The organism is Acidaminococcus sp. AM05-11, from assembly GCF_003472805.1.
Lineage (GTDB): Bacteria > Bacillota > Negativicutes > Acidaminococcales > Acidaminococcaceae > Acidaminococcus > Acidaminococcus hominis.
The window spans coordinates 168,875-190,922 of the sequence record NZ_QRMX01000003.1 but is presented as its reverse complement, the minus strand read 5'-3'; the positions used below and the strand labels follow the sequence as shown (position 1 = coordinate 190,922).

Genomic DNA, 22,048 nt, shown 5'->3' with positions numbered 1-22,048 from the left:
TTTCTGGATATTTTTCGCTGCAAAACGCAAAATTGCTGTATGCATTTAAGTTATCAAGACAGTTTTTTATTGTAAACTTTAGAAAAAATTCCGTAAAATTTTTTTCGCAGTATTTTCCTTTTTTTTAAGTGACTTTGCAAATTTGTCCATATTCCCTCAGAGGCCTGATTCGTACCAAATAAACGCAAAAAAAGAGAAGCTGTGCCAGAGGCACAGCTTCTCAGGGAATGCGTCAGTTATTCTGCAGCATCCAGTTTTTTGTAGTTTTCCAGACGTTCTTCGGCGTCTTTCTTCGTCTTGGCAAACAGGCTTTCCGCAATATCCGGGAAGGTCTTGGCCAGGGAAGCGTACCGAACTTCGCCCTTCAGGAAGGTTTCGAAATCTTCGGTAGGAGCCTTGCTGTCCAGGAAGAAGCTCTTCTTGCCTTCTTCTTTCAGTTCAGGGTTGTAACGGAAGTTTACCCAGTATCCGCTGTCAACAGCAGCCTTGGCTTCTTGGAAGGAGTGCTGCATGCCTCTCTTGATGCCGTGGTTGATGCAAGGAGAGTAGCAGATGATCAGGGAAGGACCATGGTAAGCTTCAGCTTCCTTAATGGCCTTCAGAGCCTGGTTCTTGTCGTAACCCATGTTGATTTGGGCAACATATACATAGCCATAGCTCATGGCCATCATGCCCAGATCCTTTTTCTTGGTTCTCTTGCCGCTGGCAGCGAACTTGGCAACTGCAGCTTCAGGAGTGGACTTGGAGGATTGACCGCCGGTGTTGGAGTAAACTTCGGTATCGAATACCATGATGTTTACATCATCGCCAGATGCCAGTACGTGGTCCAAACCGCCGTAACCGATATCATAGGCCCAGCCGTCGCCGCCGAAGATCCATTGAGAACGTTTTACGAAGAACTGTTTGTTCGCGTACAGATGTTCCAGATCAGCATTGCCAGCTTTTTCAGCTTCCAGCAGTGCGGTCAGTTTTTCTGCGCGTTCACGAGAGCCTTCGCCGTTTTCTTTGTTGGCTACCCAATCTTCCAGAGCAGCTTTCAGGTCAGCGCTAACGTTGCCTGCAGCAGCAGCGGTCATGTTTTCAGCCAGACGATCGCGGACAGCTTTTACGCCCAGGTACATGCCCAAGCCGTATTCAGCGTTGTCTTCGAACAGGGAGTTAGCCCAAGCAGGACCATGACCCTTGTAGTTCTTGGTGTAAGGCATTGCAGGAGCAGATGCACCCCAAATGGAGGAGCAGCCGGTAGCGTTGGCAATCATCATGCGATCGCCGAACAGCTGGGTAACCAGTTTGGCATACGGGGTTTCGCCGCAGCCTGCGCAGGCACCGGAGAACTCCAGCAGCGGTTGTTCGAACTGGCTGCCTTTTACGGTGTACTTGTTCATGGGGTTATCCTTGTGGGATACCTTGGTGGTGAAGTAGGTCCAAGCATCTTTCAGATGTTCCTGGGTAGCGAAGGGTTTAGCAACCAGTGCTTTGCCCGGAGCGGGGCAGGCATCGATACAGTTGCTGCAGCCTTGGCAGTCCATCGGGGATACTGCGATGCGGAAGTACATACCTTTTGCACCCAGAGCCGGTTTAGCGTCTACGCCAGAAGCATTCTTTTCTTCTTCAGTCATCAGTACAGGACGGATGGCAGCGTGAGGGCACATAATGGAGCATTGGTTGCATTGGATACATTTATCGATTTGCCATTCAGGAACGTTGATGGCTACGCCGCGTTTTTCATAAGCAGCAGTGCCGGAGGGGAACGTACCATCTGCTTGATCCATCAGTTTGCTGATGGGCAGGTCATGGCCTTCTTGTTTGTTCATGGGAACCATAACTTCGTCAACGAACTTGTTGCCGGTCTTCGGATACAGTTCTTCGTCAGCGCAGTTAGCCCAGTCAGCAGGAACATCGATCTTCACAATGGCGTCAACACCTTTGTCAACGGCAGCATTGTTCATGTCAACCACCTTCTGGCCTTTCTTGCCATAGGAGTGAACGATGGATTCCTTCAGGTATTTCACAGCATCTTCAACAGGGGTGATACCGGTCAGTTTGAAGAAAGCGGATTGCATGATCATGTTGATACGACCACCCAGACCGATTTCGGAAGCAATCTTCACAGCGTCAATGGTGTAGAAGTTGATGTGGTGAGCAGCCAGGTAGCGTTTCAGCTGGCCAGGCAGTTCCTTGTTCAGTTCTTCAGCGGACCAAGGGCAGTTCAGCAGGAAAGTACCGCCATCCTTCAGGCCAGCAGCTACATTGTAGCGGCGAACGTAGGAGGAGTTATGAACAGCTACGTAGTCAGCGAAGTTGATCAGGAAAGGCATATTGATGGGGGTATGACCGAAACGCAGATGGGATACGGTAATACCGCCGGATTTCTTGGAGTCGTAGGAGAAGTAGCCTTGAGCGTACATATCGGTCTTGTCGCCGATGATTTTGATAGCGCTCTTGTTGGCACCTACGGTACCATCGGAACCCAGGCCCCAGAACATGCAGGAGGTGGTGCCTTTCGGGGTGATATCCAGAACGTGTTCTTTCGGCAGGGAGGTGTTGGTTACATCGTCCACAATGCCTACGGTGAAGTGGTTCTTGGGTTCAGCCTTCTTCAGGTTATCAAATACAGCCAGGGCATCGCCAGGATAGAATTCCTTGGAACCCAGACCATAACGGCCGCCAACGATCAGAGGTTTAACGGCTTCGTTGTAGTAAATGTCACGAACATCCAGGTACAGAGGTTCGCCGTTGGAGCCAGCTTCTTTGGTGCGGTCCAAAACTGCAATGCGTTTTACAGTCTTAGGCATAGCAGCCAGGAAGTGTTTAGCGGAGAACGGACGATACAGGTGAACGTTCAGAACGCCGACCTTTTCGCCTTGGGAAACCAGCAGCTTGGCTACTTCTTCAGCAGTCTGAGCGCCGGAGCCCATCATAACAACAACGTTTTCAGCATCGGGAGCACCGGTATAGTTGAACAGTTTGTAGTCACGGCCAGTCAGTTCGCTGATCTTGCCCATGTACTCTTCAACGATAGCAGGCAGTGCTTCGTAATATTGGTTTACAGCTTCACGAGTCTGGAAGTAGATATCCGGATTTTGTGCAGTGCCGCGGATAACAGGGTTGTCCGGGTTCAGAGCATGGTCACGGAATTTCTTCAGTTCATCGTAGTCAACCAGTTTCTTCAGATCTTCGTAGTCCAGCAGTTCAATCTTTTGGATTTCGTGAGAGGTACGGAAACCGTCAAAGAAGTTCAGGAAAGGTACATGGCCTTTGATGGCGGACAGGTGAGCAACAGCAGACATGTCCATAACTTCTTGTACGCTGCTTTCAGCCAGCAGGGCAAAGCCCGTTTGACGGCAAGCCATAACGTCACTGTGATCGCCGAAAATGTTCAAAGAGCTGGTGGCCAGAGCTCTGGCAGCTACCTGGAATACAGCGGGCAGCAATTCGCCGGCAATTTTGTACATGTTGGGGATCATCAACAGCAAACCTTGGGAAGCGGTATAGGTCGTGGTCAAAGCACCTGCAGCCAGAGAACCGTGCACAGCACCAGCAGCACCAGCTTCAGATTGCATTTCCATGATTTCTACCGGGCGTCCGAACATGTTCGTTTTCCCATGGGAAGCCCATTCATCACTCACTTCTGCCATCGGAGAAGAAGGAGTAATGGGGTAGATCGCTGCAACATCACTAAAAGCGTAAGAAGTATACGCGGCAGCGGTGTTACCATCCATTGTCTTCATTTTTTTCATTGTTATAAGCCCCTCTTTCTAAGAGATAATGACTACGATAGTAAGACTTCCATAGTCCCCCTAGTCGTAAATAGTATAACGCAAATTCTCCAGAAGCACAAATAAATTTTTCCTATTTTGCATACAATTTACTGAATACTGTCACCTATTGAATAATTTAACACTCCAAAATTTTTGTTGCATTCTTTTCATTTTTTTGTTAAACTAGCTCCATCACTAGGGGCGCATTCGCTGAGAGACCAAAACGGTCGACCCTTTGAACCTGATGCGGTTAGTACCGCCGAAGGAAAGTGGTAGACTCCGTTTTTTCGGCCGCTTTCCGCAAAGGGAAGCGGCCCTTTTTTATCCAAGGAGGAGTCGTCATGAAGACGCAGAGACAAGCAGCATTACAGGGAATCATCACCGAACAGATGCAGGCCGTAGCCCAGCAGGAAGGGCTGGAGGCCAGCCTTATCCGGGACCGGGTAGCCAAGGGCACCATCGCCATTCCGGCCAATATCAACCACCGGGGCCTGGTGGCCCGGGGCGTGGGCGAAGGGCTGTCCACCAAGGTTAACGCAAATATCGGAACCTCTTCCGCCTACCCGGATCCGGCACCGGAACTGGACAAGCTGAAAGCCGCCATCGACGCCGGCGCCGATGCGGTCATGGATTTGTCCACTGGGGACAACATTGACGCCTCCCGCCGGGCCATTCTGGAGCATTCCACGGTAATGGTGGGCACTGTGCCCATTTACCAGGCCACGGTCCACGCCATTACCACCCACGGCCAGGTCATTAACATGACCAAGGACGATATCTTTGACGTGGTGGAAAAGCAGGCCAAGGACGGGGCGGACTTTATGACCATGCACTGCGGCATTACCCGCCAGGTGCTGGATACCCTGATTGCCGAAGGCCGGGTCATGGACATTGTCAGCCGGGGCGGCTCCTTTATTTCCGGGTGGATGCTCCACAACGGCAAGGAGAACCCCTTCTACGAATACTACGACGAAATCCTGGACATCTGCGCCCGCTACGATGTGACCATCAGCTTGGGCGACGGCCTGCGGCCGGGCTGCCTGGCGGACGCCACCGACCGGTCCCAGATTCAGGAACTGCTGAACCTGGGCGGCCTGACCCAGCGGGCCTGGGACAAGGGCGTCCAGGTCATGGTAGAAGGCCCGGGCCACGTTCCCTTTAACCAGATTGCCACCAATATGCAGCTGGAAAAGCGCCTGTGCCACGGAGCACCCTTCTACGTGCTTGGTCCACTGGTAACGGACATTGCCCCAGGCTACGACCATATTACCTCCGCCATTGGGGGCACCCTGGCCGCCGTCAGCGGTGCCGATTTCCTGTGCTACGTCACCCCGGCAGAACACCTGGGCCTGCCGGATATCAATGACGTCCGGGAAGGGGTCATTGCCGCCCGGATTGCCGGCCATGCCGCAGACGTAGCCAAGGGCCTGCCCTCTGCCGTAGCCCAGGACCTGGCCATGGCCAAGGCCCGGAAGGTGCTGGACTGGGACGAACAGATCCGTCTGGCCATTGACCCGGTGAAGGCCAAAGCCTTCCGGAAAGCCAAGAATAAGGATTCCGAAGAATACTGCTCCATGTGCGGAGAGTACTGCGCCGTAAAAATCATCGGCCAATACCTGGACGAAGTGAAAAAGAAATAAGCCCCTGCTTCGCCCAAGTTGACAAAAAGGACCCAGTGATGGACAGTCAAACTGCCCCAAACTGGGTCCTTTCATTAATTTTAATTATACATCAGAGTTTTTCGTCAAGCAGCAGGACTGCCAAGTCATTCACATTGGTGCCCGTGGCCCCCGTAATCAGAAGACCGCCCGTCTTTTCCAGGGCATGGTAGGCGTCATTCTGCTCCAGGACCCCAGGAATGGTAATCCCCTGCTCCAGAAGCTTCGTTTTGGTACTGCCGTCGGCGTAGCCCCCAGCTGCGTCCGTGGGACCGTCGGTGCCATCGCTGCCAAAGGAAAATACTGCTGCGTTTGTAAGGCCGCTGATGCCTTCTCCGGCGGACAGGGCCAATTCCTGGTTCCGGCCGCCCTTGCCCCGGCCGTGGAGATGCACCACCGTTTCCCCACCGGCCATAAAGGCCAGTTTTTTGCCCTTGCCGGCGTACTCCCGGGCAATGGCCCCCAGGAAACTGCCGGCTTCTTTGGCCTGACAGGCCAGGCTGGTGGTCAGCACCAGGGTTTCGTAGCCCAGGGCTTCTGCCGCCGCTTTGCCGGCTGCAGCCAGTTCCGTAACGCTGCCGGTAATGATGGTTTCCACGTTATCCAGCGCTTTAGGCGTTTCCTGCTGGAGGGCAGCGGCTGCTTCTGGGGACACCATAATCTTGTATTTCCGGATGACCTCCAGGGCCTGCTCACTGGTGCTGGTATCGGGATAAGCCGGACCGGACGCAATCATATCCAGAGGATCCCCGATAATGTCGGAGAGCACAATGGCGTACACCTTGGCCGGTGCGCACAGCTGGGCAAACTTCCCGCCCTTGACGGCACTGAGGCGCTTGCGGACGGTGTTCATGGACACAATGTCCGCCCCGCTGGCCAATAGGTCCGAGGTAATGGCCTGGAGTTCCTTTAAGGGAATCAAAGGCTTTTCAAACAGGGCGGAACCCCCGCCGCTGATGAGAAACAGTACCGTATCTTCCGCAGTCAGGCCGGACACCAGGTCAATGGCCCGCTCCGTCGCCTTCAGGGAATTTTCGTCCAGCACCGGGTGACCGGCTTCCCAGATTTCCAAAGGCGGCAGCTCGCCCTTGGAGTGGCCGTATTTGGTAATGACAATGCCCTGGGAAATTTTGCCTTCTAAAATATAGTTGGCCGTTTTGGCCATTTGCCAGGCAGCCTTGCCAATGGCCACCAGCACAATTTTTCCTTTGCCAAATTCCTTATGCTGCAGGGCCTTTTCCACTGCGGTATCGGGCAGGGATGCGGTAATGGCGCTCTGCATGATTTTTTCTGCGTCTGTACGTAACGACATGGGGATTCCTCCAGTTTTGTTCAACAAGTTTTCACTGCCTCCGATTATACCATACCAAGCCTGCCTCCGTCCTGTTTTCTTGCACTGGGACGGCTTCCAATGGTACAATCAGACTATACTTTGTGCTACATCCCCTGCCCCAAAGGAGGTCCCTATGATCTTATACGATGATATTATGGCCTGGGTGCCCTGCTGCATCGCCCTGGCTTTTACGGCTTTTTTCTATATTGGTTTCCGGATTGTCAGTGAAAAGCTCATCCGCTTTATCCTGGACAAACTGCCGGTGGACGCCGATGCCAGCATTGCTTCCGCCGTGTACCGGCCCGGCCGGCTGGCCATTCTGGCCTTTGGCCTTTATACCGCCCTGGCGGCTTCCCCCTGGGGTGCCTTGGCCTCCACCTCCATTGCCCGGAACCTGCTCTCCTCAGTAATGATTACCGTCTTCTACTGGGTGGTCTACAACCTGAGCCGCAGCACCAACTTTTTCTTCAACTACTTCATCAGCAAAAAAGGCCGGAAGGTGGACCCCGCCATTAGCGGCATCCTGTCCTCCTTCTTCCACCTGCTGATTATCTTCTTCCTGGTAGCCAGCGTGCTGAGCACCTGGGGCTTCAACATCAGCGGTTTCATCGCCGGCCTGTCCATCGGCGGCTTGGCCGTTTCCCTGGCCGCCAAGGATTCCCTGGCCAACTTTTTCGCCTGCCTGGTAATTCTCATGGACCAGCCCTTCCACATTGGGGACTGGATCATCTGCAATGACGTGGAAGGCATTGTGGAATCCATTTCCTTCCGCAGCACCAACGTCCGGACCTTCGGCAAAGCCCTGGTGTACATCCCCAATTCCCTGATCATCAACACCCCCATCCAGAACTTCACCAACCGGGACCGCAGAAGAATCAACATGACCCTGGGCGTTACCTACGACAGCACTGTGGAACAAATGCAGGCCCTGGTGGAAAAAATCACCAACTACCTGAAAAACGACCCGGATATTTTCCAGGACGATATGACCGTAGTCTTTTCCGAAATGGCCGCCAGCAGTTTGAACATCACCATCATCTGCTACAGCCGCCTGACCAGCTACAACGACTTCATGAAAGTCCAGGAACGACTGAACCTGGAACTCATGAAACTCATGGACGAAACCGGCACCTCCGCCGCCTTCCCCAGCACCAGCATTTACGTGGAAAAGCTGCCTAAGCAGGAAACGGCCAATAGCTGACAGCATAAAAAACAGGGGCTGTGAAAAAATAAAACTTCTATCGTCGCCTACGGCGACACTTCCTACAGTGGTTCGCGGCTAGCTGCTCAGCTGCGTCCTACGGACTTGCTTTGCAGGCCGCTATCACATGGCTCGCGTATTCCAAACATCTTTTGGATAACTTATGGCGATGTTTGGACGCGAACGCAACGCTTGCAGGAAGCGTTCTAGACCTCTACTGGTCAAGTGACAGAGAAGCGTAGTGCTAATATTTACATACCGAGATTTCATTTCAATACTCGTTCAGCACACGACCAGTATGGGCCTAAGGCCGGCCCATCCAAGCGTGGAGGGGCTGTCAGTCCGCAGGACTGACTGAGGAAGTTTATTAGATACGGCTATAACGAACAAAAAATGGCTTGCGAACTCAAACTAGTTCACAAGCCATTTTTCACCCCCCTTTTTTATGTCCGTTTTCCTGGTGTCCAGCGTGCCAGGCCATCGCCTATAGCCTGCTGACCCCACAGCCCTCCTAAAAAGTTCTTACCTTGCAAAAAAAGGTAAGAACCAGGTAAGAAAATTTGAAATCTCAGAACCCGCATAGACACTGGGTTTGCGGCTCCTGTTCTTACCTTCTTACCTTTCTTACCTACATATAGATATATAAAGAGAAAAATAAAAAAAATAAAATACCCGTCTATCGTTAATTAATATATATATATATATGGGGCTGTATAAAAATAGGTAAGAAGGTAAGAAAAATAGCGCAGAGCAAGGACTGATGCGGGTTTCCAGTTCTTACCTTATGATTTTGAAAGGTAAGAAGGTAAGAACTTTTAGTAAAGTTGGTATAAAAAATGGAAGCATTATGTTAAATCAGCTCTTAGGTGGTGCAGTCAAGAAACTGCAAGGCAGCCCCTCCCTGCACAAAACAAGCCCCCGGCAACATGCCAGGGGCCATTTCATTTCCTTTTGTATGCGTTTTTCACTGGCGCTTAACGGGCGGCAATATAGTCCACCAGGTAGCGCAGGGCAAGGCCGTAGCCCTGGAAGCCCAGACCGCAGATAGTGCCTACACTGCCGGCGGCGGTTACCAGATGCTGCCGGTAGGTTTCCCGTTTATACACATTGGTCAGGTGAACCTCCACCGAAGGCAGTCCCACGCCCTTTAACGCATCCAGGATAGCTACGCTGTAGCAGGCGTAGGCGCTGGGGTTGATGACCAGTCCGTCGTACACATCCAGGGCTTCCTGGATCAGGGTCACCATTTCCCCTTCGCTGTTGGTCTGCTGCACATCCACGGTAATGCCCAGTTCATGGGCCGTGCTTTGGATGTACTGACACAGGGCCACGTAATCGTCATGGCCGTACATTTCCTTTTCCCGAATGCCCAACAGGTTGATATTGGGTCCGTTTAGCACCAATATTTTCATAATCCCAGCTCCTTGATCAGCCGCACAATCTGGGCGGCCGTTTGGTCAAAATCTTCATTTACAGGAATGGCGTAGTCACTGTATTTGAGATACAGGGGCATACGTTCCCGATACAGCTGCGTCAGCCGGTCCTCTGCGGAATTGAGCAGGGGCCGGGAAGTCTTGTCCACCGAACCGGCAATGGCTTCCAGATCCCGGTTCAGGAAAAAAATCTTGCCGTTTTGCTGCAAATACGCAATGTTTTCCGGCCGCTTGACCACTCCGCCGCCGCAGGAGATGATGATGCCGTCCATTTCTGACAGGGTCTTGATGGCCGCCGTTTCCGCCGCCCGGAATACGTCCTCCCCTTCCTGGAACAGGTCTTTCACGCTGCGGCCGGTTTCCTTGATCACCTGGTCGTCGGAATCCAGGACCGGGCGGTCCAGAAGTTTGTGCAGTTTCCGTCCAATGGTGGTTTTGCCGGCGCCCGGCATGCCAATCAGGACAATATTACTCATTTAAAATTTTCCTCCAGCTGTTTTACGATTTGCGGCACCAATTCTGCCGGTAATTTTTTTTGCAGCCAAATTTCTTCCGCAGCCACGGCCTGGCCCACCAGCATGTGGAGTCCGTTGCAGGTTTTGGCCCCTGCGGCGGCTGCATCGGCCAGAAATTGGGTCACGGCCGGATTGTAGATAATATCCACGGCGGCCCCGAACTTTCCTACAAAGGACGCGGGCACCGGGCTGACCCCGGTTTTGGGGTACATGCCAATGGGGGTGGTGTTGATGATCACGTCGCCCCCGGGCAGGTCTTCCAGTTCCGTGTACAGCTTCAGCTGGGTTTCCGGCTGGGCCGCCAGGAAACGGGACAGGCTGTTTTGGGCTTTTTCCCGGCTGCGGACCAAAATGGTGATTTGGGCCGCTTTCCGGTCCGCCACCACCTGCAGCACGGCCTTGGCCGCACCGCCGTTGCCCAGTACCGTAACGTTTTTCCCGGCAAGGGGAATGTGGTAGGCCTGAAGCATCTGGTCAAACCCGTGATAATCTGTATTATAGCCTTTTACTCCCCCATCTGTAAAGAAAAGGGTATTGGAGGCTCCAATCTTTTCCGCCTCCGGGCTGATTTCTGTAAGATACGGCAGCACCCTTTCCTTGTAGGGAATGGTCACATTGCAGCCGTTGTAGGCCGGAGTCTCTTGGGTAAGAAAAGGCCCCACCTGTTCCGGTTCCAGCTCCACCAGGTCATAGGTACCGGAAATTCCCAGTGCCTGGAAAATTTTTGTATGAATTTCCGGGCTGAGGCTGTGCCCCAAAACCCGTCCCAATAATCCCAATTTCATAGTCACGCTTCCTTTCCATGGTCCGCCGGGTAGTTCCCCAGAATCTTGCATTCCGTGGTATCCTCCGGCAGCTGCTGCAGGGCTTCCTGGACCGCCGGATCCGTCAGATGGCCGGTAATGTCCATATGGAAATAGTATTCCCAAGGCCGGCCGGGATACGGCCGGGACTCGATGTTGGTCATGTTGATATTCTGCTGGGCGAAATGGGCCAGCAGCCGGTACAGGGAACCGGGTTGGTGCTTCAAGCTGACAATCAGCGTAATCTTGTCCGCCTCAGGCACCAGTTCCTGCTCTCTGCTGATGATAATGAAGCGGGTGTAATTGCTTTTGTTGGTGTTGATTCCCCGGGCCAGGATTTCCAGCCCGTACTGGTCCGCCGCCTGAACGCCGGCCACGGCTGCCATGTGGGGGTCCTTCTTTTCCGCCACCAGTTCTGCGGCCTTAGCCGTATTGAAATAGTTGAACTGGCGCATGACCGGGTGCTCCTTAAAAAACAGGCTGCACTGGGAGAAGCCCTGGGGATGGGAATAGACTTCCGTAATATTTTCCAGGCAGGTACCCGGATAGGCCAGCAGGCAGTGTTCAATCTTCAGGATTTTTTCTCCCACAATGAAAATGCTGTAGCGCCGGGCCAGGTCGTACACGTCGGTAATGCCGCCGGTGGAGGAGTTTTCAATGGGCAGCACGCCGTAGCGTACTTTGCCCTCTGCCACGGCCTGAACCACGTCTTCAAACAGCATGAAGTTTTCTGCCTGAACCTCCTGGCCCTGGAAATACTGGAGCAGGGCCATATGACTGTAGGCACCAGGAACCCCCTGGTAGCCTACGGGAATTGCTTTTGTTGCCATAATATCAGCCCCTTTGGGATAGATAGTACAGGTCCAGCAGAGTCCAGGCGGTAACGGCTTCCACCACCGGCAGGGCCCGGGGAACGATACAGGGATCGTGACGGCCGTGAACCTCCAGGGTGGTTTCTTCCTGGCGCACCACGTTCACGGTCTGCTGTGGCTTGCTGATGGAGGGGGTGGGTTTTACCACCACCTGGAAGGAAATGGGCATGCCGTTGGAAATGCCGCCCAATACGCCCCCGTTGTGGTTGGTCAGGCAGCGGACTTCCCCGCCTTCCAGCACCATGGGGTCGTTGGCCTCGCTGCCCCGCATACCTGCCAGGGCAAAGCCGTCCCCAAAGGCCACACCTTTGATGGCGGGAATGGAGAACAGGGCATGGGACAGCCGGCTTTCCACGGAGTCAAAATAGGGTTCGCCCCAGCCCACCGGTACGCCCACAGCCATGCAGGCAATGGTGCCCCCTACGGAATCCTTGTCCGCCCGGGCAGCGGCAATGGCCTGTTCCATGGGTTCCCGCTTGCTTTCGTCCAGGAGAGCCAGGTAATTGTCGCCCAGGTGCGTCAGGGTTTCCGGGGTTTCTCCCAGCGGGGAAAAGGGCCGGTCGGTGATTCCTGCCAGGCTGGCAATGTGGGCGCCAACCGTAACGCCGATTTGGGCCAGCAGCTGCTTCGCCACAGCGCCGGCAAACACCAGGGGAGCCGTCAGACGGCCGGAGAAACTGCCGCCGCCCCGGTAGTCGTTGCAACCGTGAAATTTCACATAGCCGGGAAAGTCCCCGTGGCCCGGCCGCATGACTTCCTTCAGCAGGCTGTAATCCTTGGAATGCTGGTTGCTGTTGGGGATCCGGGCGCACAGGGCCATGCCCGTGGTCCGACCTTCAAACAGGCCGCTTTCCACGCTGACGGCATCGCTTTCCTTCCGGTGGGTAGCCAGGGGATTCTGGCCGGGAGCCCGGCGCTTCATTTCCCGTTCAATCAGGTCCCAATCCAGCTTCAGGCCGGCGGGCAGGCCGTCAATGACCACGCCGATGGACGGTCCGTGGGATTCCCCGAAAATCGTCAGTTTAATCCGCTCACCCATTACACTGCTCATACTGTCCTCCTAATTTTTGAAAATCCCGCCAAAAGTCGGGATACGATTTCTTTACGCATTCTGCTCCCACCAGGGTAACCGGCCCCTGGCATTGAATAGAGGCAATGGCCAGGCTCATGGCAATCCGGTGGTCGTTCCAGCAGTCCACCGTGCCGCCAGTCAGGGCTTCCACCCCGTCAATGGACAGGCCGTCGGGCCGCTGGGTAATCCGGGCGCCCAGTTTGGTGAGTTCCGTGGCCATGGCCTCCAGCCGGTCACATTCCTTGATTCGCAGCCGTTCAGCATGAATGATGTCCGTGTGGCCCTGACTCAGGGCTGCGGCCACAGAAAGAATGGGCACAATGTCCGGGCAGTCCGCCGCATCAATGACAGTTCCCTGGCTGACGGAAGGCCGGCTGACCAGAACTCCGTTTTCAAAGGTTACCTGGCCCCCCATCCGCTGGAGAATGGGGATAATGGCCTTGTCCCCCTGAAGGGAGTCCGGGTCCATACCTGCAACGGAAATGGTTCTGCCCAGCATTCCAGCAGTGAGCCAGAAGGCTGCCTGGGAATAGTCCCCTTCCACCGCCCCTTCCTGAGGCTGGTAGTGCTGGCTGCCGGGAATTTCGTATTCCCGGTAGTCCTTGTGCCGGACCACAATGCCGTACTTTTGCAGGGCGGACAGGGTCAGGGCAATGTAGCTCTGGGATTCCAGCTTGTCGGTAATGGTCAGCCGGGAGGGTCCAGGCAGCAGGGGCAGGGCAAATAGGAGGCCCGAAATGAACTGGCTGCTGACAGAGCCCGGCAGGGTGTACTCTCCGGGCTTTAGCGGCCCCTGAACGGTCAGGGGAAAATTGCTCCCCTCCCCCTTCTCAAAGCGCAGCCCCTGTTTTTGGAAAATGTCCTCGTAAGGGGTTAACGGACGGTCCCCCAGTTTCCCGGAACCGATAAAAGTAAAGGGCTGGTCACACAGGGCGGCCAAGGGAATGAGAAAGCGCAGGGTGGAGCCGGATTCCCCGCAGTCCAACACCTTTCCCGCCTGCCGGGGCCGGCCCCCGTCCACGGTAAAGGCCGTCCTGCCGTCCGTCTGCTCCCGCTGGCTAATGGCGGCTCCCAGCTGCCGCAGACAGTCACAGGTGGCCAGAATATCCCGGGACAGGCTGATTTCTTCCACCTGGCTGCGGCCGCCGGCCAGGGCAGCGCAAATCAGGGCCCGATGGCCCATGCTTTTGGAAGAAGGAATCCGGAGGGTACCGGTAAGACTTTGGGGGGTAATCCGTAATGTTGTCATGCTTCACCTCTAAAATAATTGGCCAGTTGGCCCAGTTCCACTTTTTTGAGCAGTGAGGTGCCGATTTTGGGCACCAGCACCAAGGTAAGGATATTGCCCCGTTTCTTTTTGTCCATGGTCACCCCGGTCAGGATGTCCTCCAGGGAAATGGAATCCCTGGTAGCAAGGGGCACCTTTTGCAGCAGGGTTTCCAGCCGCCGGGCCGTGCCCGGTTCTGTCAGTCCCAGCCGCTCGGAGTTTTGGGTAATCCGAACCATGCCCAGGGCCACCCCTTCTCCGTGGGTATATTTCTCGTAGTGGTACTTCCGTTCCACTGCATGGCCCATGGTATGGCCAAAATTGAGCACCATCCGGGCACCTTCGTCCCGTTCGTCCTGCTCCACCACCTGGATTTTCAGGCGGATGCAGGCGGAAATGATTTCCGTTACGTGGGAAAGAATTTCTGCGTCCCCCTGCCAGGTTTCCAGCTGGGCAAACAGGTTCGCGTCCCTGATAGCGGCGCATTTGATAACCTCCGCCAGGCCGTCGTGAAGGAATCGGACGGGCAGGGTGCCCAAAAGCTCCGGGTCAATGAGCACGGCCTTGGGCTGGTAGAAGGCACCGGCCAAATTTTTGCCTTCCGGCAGGTCCACCGCCACCTTGCCCCCTACGGAGCTGTCAATTTGGGACAGCAGGGTGGTGGGAATCTGGATAAAGGGAATGCCCCTAAGGAAACTGGCGGCTACAAAGCCCCCCAAATCTCCGGGCACGCCCCCGCCCAGGGTGATAACCAGGTCCTTCCGGTCCAGGCCAAAAGCGGCGCAGTCCCGGAGCAGCTGGCCGTAGGTTTCCAGGTTCTTGTGGTCTTCTCCGGCGGGCATCACCAGCCGGCGGACTGCAAAGCCCTGTTCCGTCAGCGCCTGTTCCAGCTGAGCCCCGTACAGGGGATCCACGTGGGAATCGGTGATGATGGCTGCCTTGTCCGCCTGGGACAGCTGCCGAATCCGCCAGCCAAAATGGGCAAAGGAACCGGGTTCTATTTCGATATCGTAGCTGTCCTTACCCAGGCTAACGCTGATTCTTTCCATAGAACATATCCCTTCTTCTTTTCTTGGCCCGGTTCATCATCAGTTCCAGTTCGTCTTTATCGCCGACCTGAAGGGCCGTCTTCCAATGTTCCAGTTGCTCCTCCAGCCGGTTGATTTCCACTACCACCTTGTCCCGGTTCAGCAGGAATAGGTCGCTCCACAGGCTGGCGTTGATATCTGCCACCCGGGTAGCATCCCGGAAGGAACCGGCCACAAACTGCTTGGTATCTTCCTGCATGGAATCGCTGTTCACCAGGGAAACCGCCATAATATGGGGCAGGTCGCTGGTGTAGGCAATGATGCTGTCGTGTTCCGGGCCGGTGAGCTCCACCACCCGGCCGCAGCCCAGCTCATAGGCCATGTCCGTCAGCCATTTGACGTGCTCGGGCCGGTTGTTGTCCCGTTTGATGATGATGAAGTTGGACCCCGGGAAAATCAGGGAGGTGCTTTGGCTGTAGCCCTTCCCTTCCCGGCCTGCCATGGGATGGGTGGGCACAAAGTCCATGTCCGGCCCCAGCAGTGCGTCTACCTGGTCGGGGAGGTCCCCCTTGATACCCATGACGTCGGTGAGCAGCACGTCCGGTTTAAAATCCTTTACATGCTCTTTGACAAAGGGAACGAAGGCCCCTGGGTACATGGCGCAGACAATCACGTCCGCTTCCTTGAGCCGTTCCGGGCATTCGTCGATATTATCCGTAATATAGCCTTCGTCCTTGGCCATCAGGGTCACAATGGGATTGGTATCCAGCCCTAAGATTTTTTGGACCTTTTGGCCCCGCAGGGCTTTGGCGTAAGAGCCGCCAATCAGCCCCAGGCCCACAATGGCAAATACGGTTTCCTGTAGATTTTTCATGAAATTCCTCTCCTATAGACCCGCCTAGGCGGGGCATCAAATTTGCGTCAGCCAGGCCCCAGGCTCCAGCCGCCAAATTTGCAGCGGGGTTGCCCTTTGGGCCTTACTCTACCATGGTAGCGGGCTGGAACCAATTGTGCAAGATGGTTTTAGAAATTTTTCTTATTTTGTACCTTTTTGCGGCTCCAGCTGGATTCTCAAGGAATTTCGTCTACAGTTCCCGGCCCAGCACCGGGGCCAGTACCCTTAGGTCGTCCATCAGCTGGGCAAAGGTGTCCGGGGTCAGGCTTTGGGCCCCATCGCACCAGGCGTGCTTGGGATCGTTATGGACTTCAATAATCAGTCCGTCGGCACCAGCAGCAATGGCTGCTTTGGCCAGCTGGGGCACCATCCAGGCTTTCCCGGTCGCATGGCTGGGGTCTACAATCACCGGCAGATGGCTGAGCTTTTTCACCGCCAGCACGGAACTGAGATCCAGGGTATTCCGGGTGTAGGTTTCAAAGGTCCGGATACCCCGTTCACACAAAATCACGTTCTCGTTGCCTTCGGACATAATGTATTCGGCGGACATGAGCCATTCCTCAATGGTGGCGGCCAGCCCCCGCTTCAAAAGAATGGGCTTATTGAGCTTGCCCAGCTCCTTTAACAGGGTGAAATTCTGCATATTCCGGGCACCTACCTGAATCAGGTCCACCTGGTCCACGAATTCCGGAATCTTGTCGGCGGACATGATTTCCGTCACAATGGGCAGGTGCTGGCTGTCCCCAGCGGCCCGGATCAGTTCCAGGCCCTTTTCCGCCAGGCCCTGGAAGGAGTACGGAGAAGTACGGGGCTTAAAAGCACCGCCCCGGAGCATCACTGCCCCGCTTTTTTTCACGGAAGCCGCAATGGTTTCCATCTGTTCCTTGCCTTCTACAGAGCAGGGACCGGCAATCACCGCCAGCTTTTTGCCGCCCACCGGAACCCCGGACACATCAATGACAGAATCCTCCGGATGGAACAGCCGGTTGGCCCGTTTGAAGGGCTCCTGCACCCGCATAGCCTTTTCCACCCAAGGGTGCACCAGGAACTGCTCTGGATCCAGCACGCTGGTATCCCCTACAATGCCCATAACCTCCTGGCTGACCCCTATACTTTCGTGGATGGTGAAGCCCTGTTTCTCCAAACTTTCCTTCAATTCTCCAATGGCTTCCCGAGGTGCTCCTGCTTTCATAACGATAATCATAATGAATCCTCCTTTGCTGCTTTCCTACACGGTTTGGGGCGGGCCGCTGCCTAGCCCCCTTTGCTGCCTTGCAGGCGGGCCCCTCTGCCCTGCCTGCGCTGCTTTTTGCGTCTTCTGTACTGCTTTCCTACATTACTTTTCTACTTTACTTTCCTACATTTCCTGCTTTTCTTTTCTGCACAAACCTGCGGTACTGCCTTACTGCTTTGCTTCTGTCCTGCCGTCCCGCAAAACCTTCCTGCTGTACTTCGTATAATTCTCCTGCTTTCCTGCCCTCCTGCCCTTTTCGTTATTTTGCGCGCTTTCCATAGCAACAAAAAAAGCAGACTCGCAAGGAGTCTGCTTCTACGGTCCGTCCTGACCCGGCGGCTTATTCAGCCAGCCGCTGCGCTCGCTTTACGAAGGTTCCTGCATGCATTTTTGGGCAACCAAAGTAACCAAAGCTAAAATAATAGCTCTGGCCGTAGGTAAACCCATATGCATGTTGAGAAAGCATTCGGGAGCTGATCATGGTGACACCGCCTTTTGTTATGGAATGGTTCAATTTTACCGCCAGTTACACAATTCGTCAACAATAACGGTAAATTTTCTTAAATCGTTCAGATAACTGTTAACCCTGAAACACCTTAGCGCTGGAGTGCCGCATCCATATCGGCCAGTCCATGACCCGTAGCGTCCACAAAGCGGATTCGCAGATTGCCGAACTGGGGCAGCTTCTTCAGAGGAATGGCTACTACACTGTCCTGGGTAATGGCTTCCCCGGCAGTTTGGGCACCGGTAGGATCGTTCACTGCTACGGTTACATTGATAAGCCGGCCAAACCGTTCCACCTTGGAAATGGTCAGCTGGCCGTTCTGGCCCTGGGTGGCCATGGAAGCGTACAGCACCAGGGAATGTTCGTAGCCCTTGCCGCTGTATTTTTGCTGGGCAGCCTTGATCTGTTCTTCAGCGCTGGAGATTTTTTTCACCCCCGGCAGTTCGTCGGAATTGATCTGGCTGATTACGTCCGTATCAAAAGCCGTGGCCACAAAGCCGGGAATGGCTTTTTCGCTGTCATGGTCCCATTTGGAAACGTCCGCCGTGGTTTGGTACAGTACTTTTCCCGTGGCATTCATTTCTTCGGAAACAAACAGTTCCCCGTCCGCCAATTTATTGTGTTCTGCCGCATAGGCAGGACCAGCGCAGACTGCCAGCACCAGGGCAATGGCAGCCGCCCGTTTCCATCCATATTGCATCTAAGATCACCCTTTCATTTGCTATGCTTGTATTATACACACTTTTCTCTGGGCAAGTAAGGAAGAAAGTGTAACTTATTTGCATTCAGTCCTTTTTTTCCTTATAATGAGCTATAAACCACTAATTTTTAAATTTCAACCCTATAAGGAGGTTTTCCCATGAGTGAATGCAGCGGCTGCAGCAAATCCGGTTCCGCCTGCTCCGGTTGTGCTTCTAAACCGAAGGTCAACGAACAGGATATTGCCATTGCAGATTTTCTTGCGCAGGTAAAACATAAACTGGTTGTCATGAGCGGCAAAGGCGGTGTGGGCAAAAGCACCGTGTCCGTGGATCTGGCCCTGATTCTGGCAGAACGGGGATATAAGGTAGGACTTATGGACGTGGATCTCCACGGCCCCAGTATTGCCACCATGCTGGGCTTTGACAAGGCCCGGGTACAGGTACTGGGAGACCAGCTCCTGCCCTTCCATTACAACGATAATCTGGAATTCCTGTCCGCCCAGGGCTTTTTGGCCAATTCCGACGATGCCCTGATCTGGAGAGGACCCATGAAAATTGGCGCCATCCGCCAATTCATGTCCGATACCCGCTGGGATCCTTTGGATTACCTGATCATCGACTGCCCTCCCGGCACCGGCGATGAACCTTTAACCGTAATCCAAACCATCACCGACGCCCAGGCCGTCATCGTGACCACCCCCCAAAAGGTGGCGCTGGCCGACGTGCGCAAATCCCTGAGCTTCTGTGAACTGGCCCACATCCCGGTACGGGGCATTATTGAAAATATGAGCGGCTTTATCTGCCCCCACTGCCACCAGAAAGTGGATATTTTCAAATCTGGCGGCGGCAAGGACCTGGCTGCCGAAAAAGGCCTGCCTTTCCTGGGTCAGATTCCCATCGACCCTATGGTGGTGGCTGCCGAAGACAACGGCTCTCCCCTGGACAATATCAGCCCGGAAAGCCGGACAGCACTGGACGAAATCGTCGACAACATTCTGGCTGCCGACAAGTAAGCTGCGCCAAAATAAAAGAGGCTGTGAAATAATGAAACTTCTATCGTCGCCTGCGGCGACACTTCCTACACGCTTGCAGGAAGCGTTCCATACCTCTACTGGTCAAGTGACAGAGAATAGTAGTGCTAATATTTACATACCGTGATTTCATCTCAAAACCCATTTAACACATGACCAGTATGGGCCTAAGACCGGCCCATCCAAGCGTGGAGGGGCTGTCAGTCCGCAGGACTGACTGAGGACGTTTTGAGGCTTGAATACGACCATAACGAACAAAAAACGGCTTGCGGACTCTTTTGAGCTCGCAAGTCGTTTTTTCTTTTGGAGGTAAGTAATTATTTCACAGCCCCCTTTTTTATACCCTTATCTGCGCTCAGCCAAAAACGGCTTCCATCCGGACCAGGAAAATGGCCAGGATCAATAGGTCTGCGCAGCCGCCGGGGCTGATGTTCTTTTTGATAAAGTCTTCGTTCAGGTCCCACACGGCCTGAAGCCCTTCCGGGGTAAAGGCACCGCCCCGGTCCAAAATATGCTTAGCCTGCTGCTGGGCTTCCTTCAGGGTAGCGCTGTCCGACCGGCTGAGGATATTGGTATCCTCCACCTGACTCAGGAGCAGCAGCAGGGTCTGGATGTAGGCCTCGTTTTGGGGCCGCCCTTCCTGGACAAACTGTCTCAGGGCCGGCATGGCCACCTTGGCCAGGGACGGGAAGCCTTCCATGGCCTCGCCCCGGATGCCCTTAAGGCCATATTTCACGTACAGCACTTCCCCGTGGGTATGGGGATGGTAGGGGTCGATTTTGGCAAAATCCTGCTCCAAAACGGGGGTGACATTTTCCCCAATGGCCTTGAGCACCGCCTCACTGGAAACCTTGCCGGTCTGGGCCAGCTGCCACAGGGTAAAGGAGGTCACAAGCCCCAGAGAGAAGATAATCCCCTTGTGGGTGTTCACGTTGCCCGTAGCCCGGAACATAGCCTTTTCGGCCGCTGCACCCATGGGCCGCAGGGACAGGAACAGGTCTGCGCCGCTGCCTTCCCACAGCCAGCCCTTTTCCGCCATTTCCTGCAAAAAAGGTACAATGGCATCGGTGCTGGCGGCAAAGGTGTGCCAATCCATATCCTTGTGGGCGCCGGGGTTGTCCTTATCCACCAGCCCCGGTTTGGGAGTGGCGTCCACTTCCCCCTGGAGCCCTGCCCGCAGGTTCTGCTCCACCGTATCCAAAAGGAAATTTTCCAGGATTCTGTGGATGTTCCGCTGGAGGGTGGAAACGCTGTGCTTCCGGCTCCGGGCACAGGCCTGGGCGGGCTGGGAGCATACCAGGCACAGCCGGCCGGGCAGGCCCAGTTCCTGGCGTTCCAGCTTCCGGCCGTCCCGGTCCAATACGTCCATATCAAACAAGCGGCCCAGCCGGTCCTGGTTTTCAATCTGACAGGCAAGGGTCTTTATGGCCGCCGGTTCTCCGTCCAGCACGTAGTACTTTTCGTAGCCGGTTTTGGCCTCAATGACCTTCTCATAGAGAACGGGAATCCCCGCCTCCTGAAAAGCCGCCTCCAGCCGCCGGATGCCTTCCCGAAAGCCCAAATGAATCAGGGGGGAGGTCTTTACCGGACCGGGAATGTTCAGGGTAAAAAACAACAGGGGTTTCTGGTATCTGGCAAGAAGTACTTGCTGGGCTCTGGCCCGGCCGTCCCGGGCTGCCAGCATATCCGGCACTTCTACCGCCGGTCCCCCGTGCAAAATGACAAATTCTTTCATATAGTGACTTATTCCTTCCTTTTTCTGCCGTTATTCCGGATCAGTTCTGCAAAAGCCCGGGCATAAGGGCTGAGATAGGCGTCCTTGCGGATACAGATATAGCAGTACCGTTTGTTGGCCACGCCTAATAAAGGATATAATACACAGTTGCCTTTTGACAAGAAGTATTCGTCCAAATAAACGTCGGGGCACAGGAAAATTACTTCCATGGCGCTGACCAGCCTCTTGCCCACCTCGATGCTGGAGGTTTCCAGTACGATGCTGGGTTTGATTTCGTAGGTGCTGAACACGTTGTCCTGGACCCGGCGCACATTGTGGCCTTCCGTAATAGAAACGAATTCCTCGTTTTTGGCTTCGGTGATGTGGATGGGCGTCCCCGGCTTGATGCGCTGGGCCAGGGTGGTCTGCTTGTTGGCTACCAGCACCACGTCTTCCGTTTCCACCAGTTCGTAGCTGAGCTCGTCGTTGGTGGGGGTGGTAGTGGTAATGGCCAGGTCCACGCCGCCGTTGAGGACGGCATTTTCCGTAATGCTGCTGCCGGCCTCCTGAATTTCCAGCTTGATATGGGGATAGCGCTGCCGGAAAATGGGCACCACCTGAGGCAGCATCATCATGGCCCGCTGAACGGGAATGCCGATGCGCAGGGTCCCGTAGCCTTCATACTGGATATCTGCCACCTCATGCAGCAGGTTGGAGCTGATGGTAATCACTTTCTTTACGGCTGCAATATATTTTTTCCCAGCTTCCGTCAGCACAATGGGGTTGGTGTTGCGCAGGAATATGGGTGCACCCAGGTACTTTTCCACGGCCTTGATGGTCTGGCTCAGTGCCGGTTGGGATACATGCATGGTTTTGGAGGCATTGGTGATGCTCCCCTCCTTGATAATCTCCATGATGTACTGTGCGTGTTTTAAGTTCATAGTTCCTCCTTGGCTCCCTATTTTTTCTGTCTTTTTTCATCCCGTCGGGGACTTTTTTTATTTGCTCGTTATTTATGACAATTT

17 protein-coding genes and 1 riboswitch are annotated in these 22,048 nt (G+C 54.5%); of the genes, 3 read left to right on the top strand and 14 right to left on the bottom strand.

What is annotated here, in order from left to right:
* Positions 1-236: 236 nt before the first annotated feature.
* The gene (nifJ, locus tag DW089_RS03165) at positions 237-3,740 is read right to left on the bottom strand and encodes a pyruvate:ferredoxin (flavodoxin) oxidoreductase (protein ID WP_118286766.1); all 3,504 of its coding nucleotides are present in this window, start codon (positions 3,738-3,740) and stop codon (positions 237-239) included.
* Between the two features lie 208 nt (positions 3,741-3,948).
* A riboswitch (TPP riboswitch) is annotated at positions 3,949-4,046 on the top strand.
* 56 nt (positions 4,047-4,102) lie between these two features.
* Between nifJ and thiC the strand changes: the two genes are divergently transcribed.
* A complete protein-coding gene (gene thiC / locus DW089_RS03160) occupies positions 4,103-5,401 on the top strand; it encodes a phosphomethylpyrimidine synthase ThiC (protein WP_105326194.1) in 1,299 nt (432 codons plus the stop codon).
* A 91-nt stretch (positions 5,402-5,492) separates the two neighbouring features.
* Here thiC and DW089_RS03155 read toward each other — a convergent pair whose 3' ends face one another.
* Positions 5,493-6,731, bottom strand: coding sequence for a glycerate kinase (locus tag DW089_RS03155; protein ID WP_105326195.1), 1,239 nt, complete (start codon positions 6,729-6,731; stop codon positions 5,493-5,495).
* Between the two features lie 154 nt (positions 6,732-6,885).
* Between DW089_RS03155 and DW089_RS03150 the strand changes: the two genes are divergently transcribed.
* The gene (locus DW089_RS03150; protein WP_118286765.1) at positions 6,886-7,953 is read left to right on the top strand and encodes a mechanosensitive ion channel family protein; all 1,068 of its coding nucleotides are present in this window, start codon (positions 6,886-6,888) and stop codon (positions 7,951-7,953) included.
* 974 nt (positions 7,954-8,927) lie between these two features.
* Here the strand turns inward: DW089_RS03150 and DW089_RS03145 are convergent.
* From DW089_RS03145 to DW089_RS03095, 10 genes are all read right to left on the bottom strand, one after another.
* Entirely contained in the window at positions 8,928-9,365 is a 438-nt protein-coding gene (locus DW089_RS03145; RefSeq protein WP_105326197.1) for a type II 3-dehydroquinate dehydratase, read from the bottom strand.
* Positions 9,362-9,862, bottom strand: a complete 501-nt coding sequence (locus DW089_RS03140) for a shikimate kinase (RefSeq protein WP_105326198.1) — start codon at positions 9,860-9,862, stop codon at positions 9,362-9,364. The genes DW089_RS03145 and DW089_RS03140 overlap by 4 nt, the downstream gene beginning before the upstream one ends.
* Positions 9,859-10,686, bottom strand: a complete 828-nt coding sequence (locus DW089_RS03135; RefSeq protein WP_158572313.1) for a shikimate dehydrogenase — start codon at positions 10,684-10,686, stop codon at positions 9,859-9,861. Before DW089_RS03135 ends, DW089_RS03140 begins: the two co-directional genes overlap by 4 nt.
* A gap of 2 nt (positions 10,687-10,688) precedes the next feature.
* Positions 10,689-11,534, bottom strand: a complete 846-nt coding sequence (pheA, locus tag DW089_RS03130; RefSeq protein WP_118286763.1) for a prephenate dehydratase — start codon at positions 11,532-11,534, stop codon at positions 10,689-10,691.
* 4 nt (positions 11,535-11,538) lie between these two features.
* Entirely contained in the window at positions 11,539-12,627 is a 1,089-nt protein-coding gene (aroC, locus tag DW089_RS03125) for a chorismate synthase (protein WP_118286762.1), read from the bottom strand.
* Positions 12,608-13,897 carry a 3-phosphoshikimate 1-carboxyvinyltransferase gene (gene aroA, locus DW089_RS03120; protein WP_118286761.1) on the bottom strand — a complete coding sequence of 430 codons (1,290 nt, stop codon included), beginning with the start codon at positions 13,895-13,897 and terminating at the stop codon, positions 12,608-12,610. The genes aroC and aroA overlap by 20 nt, the downstream gene beginning before the upstream one ends.
* A complete protein-coding gene (gene aroB, locus DW089_RS03115; RefSeq protein WP_118286760.1) occupies positions 13,894-14,964 on the bottom strand; it encodes a 3-dehydroquinate synthase in 1,071 nt (356 codons plus the stop codon). The genes aroA and aroB overlap by 4 nt, the downstream gene beginning before the upstream one ends.
* Positions 14,945-15,817: a prephenate dehydrogenase gene (locus DW089_RS03110; protein ID WP_118286759.1), complete on the bottom strand. Its 873-nt coding sequence runs from the start codon at positions 15,815-15,817 to the stop codon at positions 14,945-14,947. The genes aroB and DW089_RS03110 overlap by 20 nt, the downstream gene beginning before the upstream one ends.
* Before the next feature lie 211 nt (positions 15,818-16,028).
* The gene (gene aroF / locus DW089_RS03105) at positions 16,029-17,042 is read right to left on the bottom strand and encodes a 3-deoxy-7-phosphoheptulonate synthase (protein WP_118286758.1); all 1,014 of its coding nucleotides are present in this window, start codon (positions 17,040-17,042) and stop codon (positions 16,029-16,031) included.
* Positions 17,043-17,668: 626 nt separating this feature from the next.
* On the bottom strand, positions 17,669-18,277 hold the full coding sequence (locus DW089_RS03095; RefSeq protein ID WP_118286756.1) for a hypothetical protein: 609 nt from the start codon (positions 18,275-18,277) through the stop codon (positions 17,669-17,671).
* Between the two features lie 159 nt (positions 18,278-18,436).
* Between DW089_RS03095 and DW089_RS03090 the strand changes: the two genes are divergently transcribed.
* A complete protein-coding gene (locus tag DW089_RS03090; protein WP_105326207.1) occupies positions 18,437-19,291 on the top strand; it encodes an Mrp/NBP35 family ATP-binding protein in 855 nt (284 codons plus the stop codon).
* Positions 19,292-19,664: 373 nt separating this feature from the next.
* Here DW089_RS03090 and citG read toward each other — a convergent pair whose 3' ends face one another.
* Complete coding sequence (gene citG, locus DW089_RS03085; RefSeq protein ID WP_118286755.1) at positions 19,665-21,044, bottom strand: triphosphoribosyl-dephospho-CoA synthase CitG; 1,380 nt, start codon at positions 21,042-21,044, stop codon at positions 19,665-19,667.
* Between the two features lie 8 nt (positions 21,045-21,052).
* Entirely contained in the window at positions 21,053-21,964 is a 912-nt protein-coding gene (locus DW089_RS03080) for a LysR family transcriptional regulator (protein WP_118286754.1), read from the bottom strand.
* Between the last annotated feature and the right edge of the window lie 84 nt (positions 21,965-22,048).